Here is an 11756-nt window from a genome sequence, read left to right as displayed (position 1 = left end):
GCTGTTTGTTTGGCCCGTATTAATTACTTGTGTTTGGCCTTGACCGTGGCCGCGACGAAATGCACGAACAACGGGTGCGGATTGGCCACCGTACTCTTGTATTCGGGGTGGTATTGTACGCCCAAAAAGAACGGATGGTTTTCGATCTCTACAATCTCGACCAGGCCGGTATCGGGGTTGATGCCCGAAGCCTTGAGGCCTGCCTTTTCGAGCTTTTCGAAAAAATCACCGTTGTATTCGTAGCGGTGGCGGTGGCGCTCCTCGATTTGTTTTTTGTTGTAAATCTTCATCGCGAGCGTGCCTTCCTTGAGGTCGCATTTCCATGCCCCAAGACGCATCGTGCCGCCTTTGTCGGTGATGGTTTTTTGCTCTTCCATCAAATCGATGACCGGATGTGCGGTGCCTTCGTTCATTTCGGTAGAATTGGCATCGGACAACCCGAGCACGTTGCGCGAATATTCGATGACCGACATCTGCATGCCCAAGCAAATCCCAAAGAATGGCAAGCCCTTTTCACGCGCATAGCGCACAGCCTCGATCTTTCCTTCGATCCCGCGTTCACCGAATCCCGGCGCCACGAGTATGCCGTCGAGCCCAGACAGTTTGTCGGCCACGTTCTCGGCATCGATGTATTCCGAATGTACCGACACCACGTTGACCTTGGTCTCGTTGGCCGCGCCGGCATGGATAAAGGCTTCAAGGATCGACTTGTAGGAATCCTGCAATTCGACATATTTGCCGATGAGCCCGATGTTGACCACGTGCTTTGGATTCTTCAAATGCTGCAAGAACACGTTCCAATTCTTGAGATCGGGCGTGTTCTTCTTGGGTAAATTGAGTTTTTTGAGCGCCACCTTGTCGAGTCCTTCCTCGAGCATCAGGTTCGGCACTTCGTATATCGTAGACGCGTCGATCGATTGGATGACCGACTCGCGCGTGACGTTGCAAAATTGTGCGAGCTTCGAACGCAATTCGTCCGAAAGTTCGTGTTCGGTCCTGCAAACCAGGATATCGGCTTGGATTCCCGATTCCATCAACGTTTTGACCGAGTGCTGCGTAGGCTTGGTCTTGAGTTCGCCCGCCGCGGCCAGATAAGGCACCAGCGTGAGGTGCACGACAATCGCATTTTCCTTGCCCAGGTCCCACAACAACTGGCGTACCGATTCGATGTACGGCAACGACTCGATGTCGCCCACAGTTCCGCCAATCTCGGTAATCACAATGTCGTAATCGCCCGAATTGCCCAAAAGCTGCATGCGCTCCTTGATCTCGTTGGTGATGTGCGGCACCACCTGGACGGTCTTGCCCAAGAATTCGCCGCGTCTCTCCTTTTCGATGACCGACAAATACACACGGCCCGTGGTGACGTTGTTGGCCTGCGACGTCGGTACGTTCAAGAAACGTTCGTAATGGCCCAAATCGAGGTCGGTTTCGGCGCCGTCGTCGGTCACAAAACACTCGCCGTGTTCATACGGGTTGAGCGTTCCGGGATCGACATTGATGTACGGGTCAAATTTCTGGATGGTGGTGCGGTAGCCGCGCGCCTGCAATAATTTCGCCAGCGACGCCGCTATAATCCCCTTTCCCAAGGAAGACGTCACACCGCCGGTAACAAAAATATACTTCGTTTGATTCATTGTAGGTTGTTGTTGTGTTGTCTGTAAAAAAACGTGGCAAAAGTACAATTATAATCCCAATTTGGAAATGAATCAATTTGAAAATTTGAAAATTAACGCGTCTTTAAATTATCGGCATAGCGGTCATTTTCAAATTTCCAAATTTCCAAATTTTCAAATTATCCCGGCTTCGGAAATTGCCTTTTGATGTTGCGTACCAACTCCTCGAGCCCGTTGAGTTTGAGCTCATACACCAATTGCAACTGCTGGCCCAACGTACCTTTCGGGAAACCCTTGTTGTGGTACCAAACCACGTAATATTCGGGCAGATCAATGAGGTAGCGGCCTTCGTATTTGCCGAACGGCATTTTGGCGTGCGCGAGTTGGATGAGGAATTGCTGGTCGGTCATTTTAGTCGAAAGTCGAAAGAACTAGTCGATGGCGACGAACTTCATTTTGAGCGGTGTTCTTTAGTATTTTAATTAAGTCGGAAGAAAAAAATTGATACCGACATAATTTCCAAAACAATACGGAAAGTAGCAGCCTGTGGTCATTTTCATCGCCAATCTTTTGTCGCCTATCATCTTGACATTCGACTTTTGACTTTTGACTTTTGACTAAACTACTTCCAAGTAAAAGTCACGACTTTCTCGATATCGGGATGCAAGCTCAAAAACACCGGACAGGTCATGGCCGCGCGTTCGAGTATCGTCCTGGTTTTTTCGTCGGCTTCGACAATCATTTGGACGTCGGCCACAATTTTTGCGATCCGACGCGGCTCCGACTGCATGATCTTGGTGATCTCGACCGTAGACCCGATCAAATCGACCTGTAAATCGCGCGCCTTGATGCCCATGATCGACAGCATGCAACTGCCCAAGGCGTTGGCGACGGTATCGGTAGGCGAAAAAGCCTCGCCCTTGCCATGGTTGTCCTTGGGCGCGTCCGATAAAATCTCGGCACCCGATTCGATATGCACAGACGACGTTCTCAAATCGCCCAGATAAGTTACTTTAGAGGTCATCAGTTATTGACTTGTTTGACAGATAAATCTTCTTGGTATTCGAGGATGTACACGCCTTTATTGGTATAACCGTCTCCCGGTTTCTTGGCGTATTCGAATTTGCTTTCCACCTGTTGCGTCTTGTCCTGGTCGGCCGATTCGGCAAAGGTCTTGCCTTGCGACAAACGGAGCATGGTATCGAAAGTCACATCGAATCCGCGCACCGCAAATTGGCTCGGAAAAATCTTGTTCTTGTTCTTGTAGCTGTTTTCAAACAATTGGCCTTCGGGCGTGTTGTTCTCGTAGGTCAGCGACGGATACAACAACTTGAGGAGCGTCAGTCGTTTCATCGACACTTCCTCGAAATCGAGCGTTTCGTTCGGTTCGATGATCGCGATCTGGATCTGGAAATTCGGCATCTCGGCCAGCAACGTATTGGTCGAACTCAGGATCATACCGGTTTTCTCGGTATCGAGCACAACATAGTTGACTTTGTCCTTGACGAGCAACGATTTGAGGTTTTCCATGTCGACGGCACCCGTCTCGGATACGGTCACAAATTTGGCCTCGGCATAATTCTTTGTGATGAACTCTTTGTTCGACTGGCGCTTAGGATCGCTCACCACCAACACATTCCCTGCCTTTTGACGCAGGAAATCCATCATCGCGCCCTTGGTGAAATCGCTTGGCGGCATGGCCTGGTACAAATTCGGAAACGGCTTGCCGGTCTCCTTAGAAAGCGGCGAAATCACAGGTACGTTGGCCCCTTGGAGCATCTCGGCTACCTTTTCGACATACTGCTGGTAGAATGGCCCAATCACGGCATCTGCCTTGGCCACGTTGTTTTTCTCGATTACGGCCGCCACATTCGAAGACAGCTTGCTCTCTTCTGAATCAAAAATCTTCACATCGATGTTGAGTCCTATGGCTTTGGCCGAATCGATCGCCATGAGCGCACCCGAATAAAAATCGAGCGTCATGTTCAAGAACGCATCTTTTTTCAAACGCGTCGACAGGTTCTTGACCGTATCCCCTTGGATCTTGGCCGCGTTGAACGGCAGCAACAACACCAATTGTTTCTTTTCGGTTGCTTTAATCGACTTCGTCAAATCGGCAAAACGTCCGTTCGAAACCGCCGATTCTATCTTGGTGATCGAACCCTTGCCCGGCACTTTGAGGATCATGCCTACTTTGACGCCATCCTTGAGCGTCGGGTTGAGCATCAGGAGCTCCTCCTGTGTGATGTCGAACATTTGCGACAAACTGAACAGCGTTTCCTTGGGCTTGACTTCGTAGTTCGCAAACCCCGAGAACTTGGTGGTTTTGACCACTTCGGTTGTTGCGGTAGTAGTCGCGGCGGCCGGAACGTCGTGTACGGTTGGTTTTGGTTTTTCGACGGGTTCCTGCTTGGCCGTAGCGCCAGAAATGGTCAGTTTGTAACCAATCGGCAAATTCGCGACAATATCTGGATTTTTGCGCTCGAGTTCGGCCACGGTGATGCCGTACTTTTTCGCGATTCCAAATTTGGTTTCCTTGGGCTGCACCACGTGGTAAACGCCGGCCGACGAAGCCGGGCGCGGTTGCTCGTTGGCTTTTGGGGTCGTGATAACCTGTGGTTTGGATTCGACGGCTACCGTAGGCGGATGCCCCGATCCCGGAATCTTGATGGTTTGCCCGATCTTGATCCCGTCTTTGAAAGCCTCTGGGTTGGCAGCCTGCAAGTCGGGAACACCCACGCCGTATTTGCGCGAAATGCTGTACCAGGTTTCCTTGGGCTCGGCCACATGGGTTTTGGCCGACGTGTTCTTGACGCCGGATTCGACGGGTTTGGCCAAGGTCGAACCGGGCACCAAAATCACGTCGTTTTCCTTGATCCCGCCTTGCGAATCAGGATTGAGTCGGTAAATATCGTAAGGGGTCACTTTGTATTTGGCCGCAATCTGCGTGACGGTTTCGCCGCGCACCACCGTGTGTTTGGTGTAATTTTGCGCAAAAGCGGCGGTAGACATCGATACGAGCAGACAAAGGGCAATAAATAGTCGGTTCATCGGGTTTGGATTAGCGGCCCATTCGGGTTCAATTTTTTCGGATGGTTATCGTTTGGCCCACTTGCAGCCCTTTTTGGGCCACATCGGGATTTTGGTTTTTGATGTCGTCTACGGTAACCCCGTATTTTTTAGACAAGCTATACAAGGTTTCTTTGGGTGCGACCTGGTGCGAAACCACTTCGCCTTCGCCGGTAGAAACCACTTCTGAAGGCTGTACCGGAGTATCGTTGGCGGCCCTTTTTGGCGGCGGGCTTCCGCCCAAGGACGATTCTTCCTCATTGAGCGTTCGGGTCGACGGAATCTTGACCACCTGCCCTACCTGCAACCCTTTTTTGAGACCGTTGTTGTTGCTTTTGATTTCATCGACAGATATCCCATACTTGCGCGAAAGGCTGTACAATGTTTCGCCCGATTCGACCACATGCTCGGTTTCACCTTCGCGACTGATCACCGTTGGCGGCGCTTTCTTGGCTTTTTGCGGTTTCGGGGTTTCGGCCACGGCTTCCTGCACGGTCTCCTGTGGCACTTCCTGCTGGACTTCTTCGGTCGGGGTTTCCTCGACGATTGCGGGTTCTTTACGCGGCACCGGAATCTGCAGCACCATCCCTTGCCGGATGCCATCTATCGCAAATTTATTGAGCTTGTAGATCTCGGCGGGATTGACGAGGTATTTTTGGGAAAGCATGCGGACGGTTTCGCCCAGCTGCACTTGGTGGCTGATGATGTCTACCTCTTGGCTTTTGTCTTGCGCATAACCCATCTGCAGCCATCCCAGCATCGCGAAAATCAAAACCAACTTTCTCATACCCGTTGTTTTTAGTTACTCCCACTCGATCGTGGCCGGCGGCTTCGAACTGATGTCATACACCACACGGTTCACGCCTTTGACCTTGTTGATGATCTCGTTTGAGACCTTCATCAGGAACTCGTAAGGCAAATGCACCCAGTCGGCGGTCATCCCATCGGTGGATTCTACGGCGCGCAAAGCAACTACTTTTTCGTACGTGCGTTCGTCACCCATGACCCCTACACTGTTGACAGGCAGCAAAATAGCACCGGCCTGCCACACTTTGTCGTACAGTCCCCAAGACTTCAATCCGTCTATGAACACGGCGTCAACCTCTTGCAAGATACGAACTTTTTCTTTAGTTATATCACCCAAGATGCGGATTGACAATCCTGGCCCCGGAAACGGGTGACGGCCGAGCAGCTCTGGATCGATGCCCAAGGTCGCACCCACCCGTCGCACTTCGTCCTTGAACAACATGCGCAAAGGCTCGACAATCTTGAGTTTCATGTAGTCGGGCAACCCGCCCACGTTGTGGTGTGATTTGATGGTAGCCGATGGCCCTTTGACCGAAACCGATTCGATGACATCGGGGTAAATGGTGCCCTGGGCGAGCCATTTGACATCAGTGAGCAGATGCGCCTCGTCGTCGAACACCTCGATAAAAGTTTTGCCGATGGCCTTGCGCTTGGCTTCGGGATCTTCGAGGCCGGCGAGCGCCGTCATGAACCGGTCGGTGGCATCGACGCCCTTGACATTGAGCCCCATCCCTTTGTATTGGTCGAGTACGTTCTGGAATTCGTTCTTGCGCAAAAGTCCGTTGTTGACAAAAATACAATACAGGTTTTTGCCGATGGCCTTGTTGAGCAAGACCGCCGCCACCGTCGAATCGACGCCACCCGAGAGCCCGAGCACGACCTTATCGTCTTGGAGCTTCTCTTTCAATTCGGCCACCTGGTCGTCGACAAAGGCGTTGGGTGTAAAATTCTGCGGCACGTGCGCGATCCCTACGAGGAAATTTTCGAGGATCCGCTTGCCGTCGGTTGAATGGTAAACTTCTGGGTGAAATTGGATGGCATAGGTGGGCTCGCCTTCGATACGGTAGGCCGCGTTCTCTACGTCATGCGTGCTCGCCAGCCGCACACCGCCGGTTGGAAGCGCCTTGATGGTGTCGGAATGTGACATCCAAACCTGCGAATTGTGCGAAACGCCCGAGAAAAAATCTTCGCCGCTTTTGATGAACGACAAATTGGCGCGTCCGTACTCGCGGGTGTTCGACGGCGCGACCTCGCCACCCGAAAAATGCGCAAGGTATTGCGCTCCATAGCACACGGCCAGCAGCGGCATCTTGCCACGGATTTGCGACAAATCGGGATGCGGTGCATCGTCGCCCCTTACCGAAAAAGGGCTACCCGATAAAATGACGGCTTTATAACTCGATAAATCACCCGGAACGTGATTGTAGGGGAAAATTTCGCAAAAGATGTTGAGTTCGCGAACCCTTCTCGCAATGAGCTGTGTGTATTGCGATCCGAAATCTAAGATAAGTACGTTGTGTTGCATGCGCAAAAGTACTGCTATTATTCTAAAATTAAAATTTGAAAATTTAATTTATTCAGAATAATATTTACTACGGGAATACTTATTATCGCAATTTGTCGTTATCCACAAAAAGCGCCAAATCCTGTTCATAAAAAATAACCGAAGCGGTCGGGGCTTTTGAAAAATTGCGCCAATTTTGTAAAAATCCTTATTCCGAAAATTGTATGTTTTTGAATTTCCTGTTGCAAGCCGCACCCGTTACCGATAGCCTCGCCAACGCCGCCAATACCGCTGCCGCCGCGACAACCGATGTGAGCGTTACCGAAAATGTGTCTTACCTTGACTTCTTGCTCAAGGGCGGGATCATGATCTATCCGCTGATCGCGTTGTTGTTCTTTTGCGTGTATGTGATCATCGAACGCTACCTGTCGATCAAGAAAACGACCAAAACCGACCCGAATATGCTGTCTGAGATCAAGATGCAACTCAAAACGGGCCGTATCGACAACGCGCTGATGTTGTGTAGCCGCGAAAACACTGCTTCGGCCAATGTGTTGCGCAGCGGGATTTCGATCATCGGACGCCCCATCGGCGAAATCGAATCGGTGATGGAACAAACCGCCAACGTAGAGATCGCGCAAATGGAAAAAGGCCTTGGCTACCTAGGTTTGATTTCGGGCGTGGCGCCGATTTTGGGTTTCATCGGAACCATTTCGGGTGTTATCAAGATTTTCCACACCATTTCGACCACGGGTAATTTGAACATCCAAACCATTTCGGGCGGATTGTACGAAAAGATGATTTCATCGGGCGCAGGCCTTGTAGTGGGTGTCATCGCCTATTGCGGCTACCATTTGTTCAACATGATGGTCGACCGTTTTACGCTGCAGGCGCAACGCCAGACACTCGAACTGATCAACGTAATCCAAGACCCTGGCCATGGCAATTAAAAGAAACAGACGGTTCCACCCCGAGATCCCGACGTCGTCCATGAGCGACATCATGTTCTTTTTGTTCCTGTTCTTCTTGATCATCTCGACGCTGGCCAATCCGAATGTCATCAAACTGACACTGCCCAAGGCAACGAGCAACGAAACCACGAACAAAGACCACATCTCTATTTCGGTGACCGAAGACGGACGGTACTTTTTGAACAAAGAGGAACTTCCGTTCGATCAACTGGAACAGGCCGTCTTTAACGAAACAACGATGCGCAACGACAAAGTGGTCGTGGTTCGCGTGCCTGCCGACAACAAGGTGCAGGATTTGGTCGACTTGATGCAGATGGGCGTCAAGCTCAAGCTCAATTTCGTGATCGCGACGCAGAAATAATCGATCTTAAACAAGCAAACAGACGACTTCATGATTATCTTCGTGAAGTCGTTTCTTTTTAACCGATATTGATATGGCAAAAACAATACTTTTGGTTGCATTGGGCGGTGCCGTGGGTAGCGTACTGCGGTACTTGACTGCGGTTGTCGTGCAAAAATACTGCGCAATGGTCTTTCCGTGGGCCACTTGGATCGCCAACGTGATTGGGTGTTTGCTGATTGGCGCTTTTGTGGGGTGGCTGTCTAAAAACCACGTTTCGGATTCGAACCTGAAATGGCTTTTGGTCAACGGATTTTGTGGCGGCTATACGACGTTTTCGGCGTTCGGGCTCGAGAATGTGAACCTGTTGCAAAATGGCCATTCGGGCGCGGCGTTGTTGTACATTGCTTCGAGCGTTGTAGTGGGTTTGGCGGCAGTTTACGCTGGGCTTTTGATTGCCCGATAATCGTCACAACGCGCTTTGACGTATAAGTCAAAATCTACAGTTTTTCTGTAGCAGATGCATTTAAAGAAAACGTATTTTTACCGTAGGGAAGGGGGCTATGAAGGTATCCCCAACGAAATTAAAAGATACCGCGCAAGCAGATTTTCTGTACATTTTGTTAAAGTTTCACCGCAATCCAAAAAACCCCTAAAAAAGTAAATTCACGTTGGTAAGATGTTGTTAAATTGTTTCGTATTAGCAAAAAAAATGTAACTTCGCACGCTATGACAAACGCCTATATTCAAGGGCTTGCGCAGTTGCTCGACGCACCCAAGAAAATCGCCATCATCCCGCACCGCAGTCCCGATGGCGATGCGATGGGTTCTACCTTGGCGCTGTACCATTTTCTGCGAAAAGGCGGACATACTCCCGTAGTCATTGCGCCCAACGAATTTCCCGAATTTCTGGCATGGCTCCCTGATTCGGAAACTGTTTTGGTTTATGAAAAAGACAAGGAAAATGTCGCCCGTATCCTGCAAGAACAGGAACTGATTTTCACGCTCGATTTCAATGCCCTGCACCGCACCGGCGAAATGGAGCATGTACTGGCCAAATTGACCGCCCCGTTTGTCATGATCGACCACCACGAACGCCCGGACGGTTATGCACAGCTCACCTATTCCGACACCGCTTTTGGATCGACCTGCGAAATGGTCTACAATGTCATCGTAGGACTCGGCAAACGCGACTGGATCGACAAGACCATCGCCACCTGCATCTATACCGGTATTTTAACCGATTCGGGGTCGTTCAAATTCCCAAAGACCACCGGCACAACGCACCGCATCGTGGCCGAACTGATCGATTTGGGCGTCGACAATTCCGAAATCCCGGCGCTGTTGTACGACAACGGTTCGTTTGACAGCCTGCAATTGTTGGGTCGGGCGTTGCAAAACATGAAGGTTTTTCCCGAATTTGGCATTTCCTACACGACTTTGAGCCAAGCCGAACTCGACGCACACCATTACGCCAAAGGCGATACCGAAGGCATCGTCAACTACGGGCTTTCGATCAAAGGCATCACGTTTACGGCCATTTTCATCGAACATACCGACGAAAAAATCATCAAGATATCGTTTAGATCGCAAGGCGCTTTCGATGTCAACCAATTTGCACGCGACCATTTCAATGGCGGCGGACACATCAACGCCGCGGGCGGAAAATCAACGCAAACGCTGGCCGAAACCGTCGCACGGTTCGAACGCATCGTGCGCGAGTACCATCCCAACCTACAAAAACAAGTATCATGATCAAAAAAATAGCCGTCATCATCCTTATTATTTTGATGTGCGCCGCGCTCATCCTCGGATGCTCGCAACAGCAGGCCCGACAACCCGTCAACCGAGCCAGCGGCAGCTTTATGAAGGAATCGATCGCGCGCAACAAAAAACTCATCGCAGGCGAAGAAGCCAAGATCGATTCAATCATCAAAAGCAATCCGAAAGTCCAGTACATTGCCTCGAACAAAGGCTATTGGTACCGTTACGACGTGCGCAACACCCGCGACACATTGCGTCCGCGCAAAGGCGATGTGGCCAATTTTAACTACGAAGTCAAAGACCTCAACGGCAACATCATCTATACCGAACTCGAGCTGCGTCCGCAAACGTATTATGTAGACAAGGAGCAAAAAATCATCATCGGGCTGCGGCATGGCATCAAACTGATGCGCAAGAACGAAACGGTGACCTTCCTGTTCCCGTCGCATCTCGCGCACGGCTACCATGGCGACGACCGACGCATCGGCCACAACGAACCGCTCATGGTGACCGTCAACCTGACCGATTTTAAACCAGAATCCAAAACCACCACCGAATAATGATCAGACGAATTGGCCTATTGCTGACGCTTGTTTTGCTAAGCGCCTGCCAGAACGAACACCACAACCTGGCCGATGGCCTGTATGCCGACATCGAAACGAGCAAAGGCAACATTACGGTTGAACTCGAATTCGAAAAAACGCCGATTACAGTGGCCAACTTCGTGAGTTTGGCCGAAGGAAAAAATGCGTTTGTTTCGCCGCAATACAAAGGAAAGCCGTTGTACGACGGCCTGAAATTTCACCGTGTAGAACCCAATTTCGTCATCCAGGGCGGCGATCCGCTGGGCGATGGTACGGGCGATGCGGGTTATCGTTTTCGCGATGAGATTGTCGAAGGGCTACAGTTCGACAAAGGCGGGCTACTTGCAATGGCCAACTCGGGGCCGGGCACCAATGGCACGCAGTTTTTCATCACCCACGTTCCTACCCCGTTCCTCAACGGCAGGCATACGATTTTTGGCCATGTGGCCGACGAGGCGTCGATGGACGTCGTGAACCAAATCGAACCAGGTGACGAAATCGTATCGGTCAAAATCATCCGCAAAGGAGAAGCGGCCAAGAAGTTCAACGCCGCCAAGGTGTTTTCAGATTTCTTCAAGCAAGAGGCCGAAATCCAGAAAAAACAAGCGGCCATCGAAGCCGAAGCCAAGCGCGCGCACGAAGCCAAGTACAAAGCGGTCAAGGACGCCAAGGTAGCCGAATGGGCCGAAATCAAGAAGACGGCCAAAACCACGCGCTCAGGGCTCAAATATGTGATGCTGGCCAAGGGCAACGGCAAACCCAACAAAGGCGATGTGTTGCAACTCAATTATTCGGGATGGCTCGAGAACGGGCATCTGGTAGACAGCAACGTCGCGGCCGTGGCCGAGAAATTCGGTAAGTACAACGAGCGCGATGCACAGTATGGCAAATACCGTTCTATCGAATTCCCCGCGGGGCGCAAGGACGGCATGATTCCGGGATTCATCGAAGGAATCGAAGCCTTGCAATACGGTGGCAAGATTTTGGTGTTCATCCCATCGAACCTCGCCTTCGGGCCGCAGGGTGCCGGTGGCGAAGTACCGCCCAACGCCAACATGATTTTCGAGATCGAACTCGTATCCACTAAATAATAATCAATAA

General features: G+C 50.9%; 12 protein-coding genes. 6 read left to right on the top strand and 6 right to left on the bottom strand.

The window, feature by feature from the left end:
• Positions 1-23: 23 nt before the first annotated feature.
• The 6 genes from BLP55_RS13300 to guaA form a co-directional block, all read right to left on the bottom strand.
• Positions 24-1637, bottom strand: coding sequence for a CTP synthase (locus tag BLP55_RS13300; RefSeq protein WP_091145270.1), 1614 nt, complete (start codon positions 1635-1637; stop codon positions 24-26).
• A gap of 158 nt (positions 1638-1795) precedes the next feature.
• Complete coding sequence (locus BLP55_RS13295; protein ID WP_091145266.1) at positions 1796-2026, bottom strand: DUF3820 family protein; 231 nt, start codon at positions 2024-2026, stop codon at positions 1796-1798.
• A gap of 212 nt (positions 2027-2238) precedes the next feature.
• The gene (locus BLP55_RS13290) at positions 2239-2640 is read right to left on the bottom strand and encodes an OsmC family protein (RefSeq protein ID WP_091145263.1); all 402 of its coding nucleotides are present in this window, start codon (positions 2638-2640) and stop codon (positions 2239-2241) included.
• Positions 2640-4667 (bottom strand): PBP1 and LysM peptidoglycan-binding domain-containing protein, encoded by a 2028-nt coding sequence (locus BLP55_RS13285; RefSeq protein ID WP_091145260.1) that lies wholly within the window; start codon positions 4665-4667, stop codon positions 2640-2642. The genes BLP55_RS13290 and BLP55_RS13285 overlap by 1 nt, the downstream gene beginning before the upstream one ends.
• 28 nt (positions 4668-4695) lie before the next feature.
• A complete protein-coding gene (locus BLP55_RS13280; protein WP_091145256.1) occupies positions 4696-5472 on the bottom strand; it encodes a LysM peptidoglycan-binding domain-containing protein in 777 nt (258 codons plus the stop codon).
• A 15-nt stretch (positions 5473-5487) separates the two neighbouring features.
• Complete coding sequence (gene guaA / locus BLP55_RS13275; protein ID WP_091145254.1) at positions 5488-7017, bottom strand: glutamine-hydrolyzing GMP synthase; 1530 nt, start codon at positions 7015-7017, stop codon at positions 5488-5490.
• 203 nt (positions 7018-7220) lie between these two features.
• Between guaA and BLP55_RS13270 the strand changes: the two genes are divergently transcribed.
• From BLP55_RS13270 to BLP55_RS13245, 6 genes are all read left to right on the top strand, one after another.
• A complete protein-coding gene (locus BLP55_RS13270; RefSeq protein WP_091145250.1) occupies positions 7221-7946 on the top strand; it encodes a MotA/TolQ/ExbB proton channel family protein in 726 nt (241 codons plus the stop codon).
• The gene (locus BLP55_RS13265) at positions 7936-8328 is read left to right on the top strand and encodes an ExbD/TolR family protein (RefSeq protein ID WP_091145246.1); all 393 of its coding nucleotides are present in this window, start codon (positions 7936-7938) and stop codon (positions 8326-8328) included. Before BLP55_RS13270 ends, BLP55_RS13265 begins: the two co-directional genes overlap by 11 nt.
• 73 nt (positions 8329-8401) lie before the next feature.
• Positions 8402-8773 carry a fluoride efflux transporter CrcB gene (crcB, locus tag BLP55_RS13260; RefSeq protein WP_091145243.1) on the top strand — a complete coding sequence of 124 codons (372 nt, stop codon included), beginning with the start codon at positions 8402-8404 and terminating at the stop codon, positions 8771-8773.
• Positions 8774-9036: 263 nt separating this feature from the next.
• Positions 9037-10062, top strand: a complete 1026-nt coding sequence (locus tag BLP55_RS13255) for a DHH family phosphoesterase (RefSeq protein WP_091145240.1) — start codon at positions 9037-9039, stop codon at positions 10060-10062.
• Positions 10059-10631, top strand: a complete 573-nt coding sequence (gene gldI / locus BLP55_RS13250) for a gliding motility-associated peptidyl-prolyl isomerase GldI (protein ID WP_091145236.1) — start codon at positions 10059-10061, stop codon at positions 10629-10631. Before BLP55_RS13255 ends, gldI begins: the two co-directional genes overlap by 4 nt.
• A complete protein-coding gene (locus BLP55_RS13245; RefSeq protein ID WP_091145233.1) occupies positions 10631-11746 on the top strand; it encodes a peptidylprolyl isomerase in 1116 nt (371 codons plus the stop codon). The genes gldI and BLP55_RS13245 overlap by 1 nt, the downstream gene beginning before the upstream one ends.
• The last annotated feature ends 10 nt before the right edge of the window (positions 11747-11756 follow it).

Origin of the sequence: Flavobacterium caeni, from assembly GCF_900101895.1 — a bacterium.
In the GTDB taxonomy this organism is placed as follows: Bacteria; Bacteroidota; Bacteroidia; order Flavobacteriales; family Flavobacteriaceae; genus Flavobacterium; species Flavobacterium caeni.
Note: the sequence above shows the minus strand (reverse complement) of the source record. Positions and strands in the feature narration are given on the sequence as shown.

Excerpts from the sequence above, each read along its gene's own strand:
- BLP55_RS13300 (WP_091145270.1), bottom strand. The coding sequence starts at position 1,637 with ATGAATCAAACGAAGTATATTTTTGTTACCGGCGGTGTGACGTCTTCC.
- BLP55_RS13295 (WP_091145266.1), bottom strand. The coding sequence starts at position 2,026 with ATGACCGACCAGCAATTCCTCATCCAACTCGCGCACGCCAAAATGCCG.
- BLP55_RS13290 (WP_091145263.1), bottom strand. The coding sequence starts at position 2,640 with ATGACCTCTAAAGTAACTTATCTGGGCGATTTGAGAACGTCGTCTGTG.
- BLP55_RS13285 (WP_091145260.1), bottom strand. The coding sequence starts at position 4,667 with ATGAACCGACTATTTATTGCCCTTTGTCTGCTCGTATCGATGTCTACC.
- BLP55_RS13280 (WP_091145256.1), bottom strand. The coding sequence starts at position 5,472 with ATGAGAAAGTTGGTTTTGATTTTCGCGATGCTGGGATGGCTGCAGATG.
- guaA (WP_091145254.1), bottom strand. The coding sequence starts at position 7,017 with ATGCAACACAACGTACTTATCTTAGATTTCGGATCGCAATACACACAG.
- BLP55_RS13270 (WP_091145250.1), top strand. The coding sequence starts at position 7,221 with ATGTTTTTGAATTTCCTGTTGCAAGCCGCACCCGTTACCGATAGCCTC.
- BLP55_RS13265 (WP_091145246.1), top strand. The coding sequence starts at position 7,936 with ATGGCAATTAAAAGAAACAGACGGTTCCACCCCGAGATCCCGACGTCG.
- crcB (WP_091145243.1), top strand. The coding sequence starts at position 8,402 with ATGGCAAAAACAATACTTTTGGTTGCATTGGGCGGTGCCGTGGGTAGC.
- BLP55_RS13255 (WP_091145240.1), top strand. The coding sequence starts at position 9,037 with ATGACAAACGCCTATATTCAAGGGCTTGCGCAGTTGCTCGACGCACCC.
- gldI (WP_091145236.1), top strand. The coding sequence starts at position 10,059 with ATGATCAAAAAAATAGCCGTCATCATCCTTATTATTTTGATGTGCGCC.
- BLP55_RS13245 (WP_091145233.1), top strand. The coding sequence starts at position 10,631 with ATGATCAGACGAATTGGCCTATTGCTGACGCTTGTTTTGCTAAGCGCC.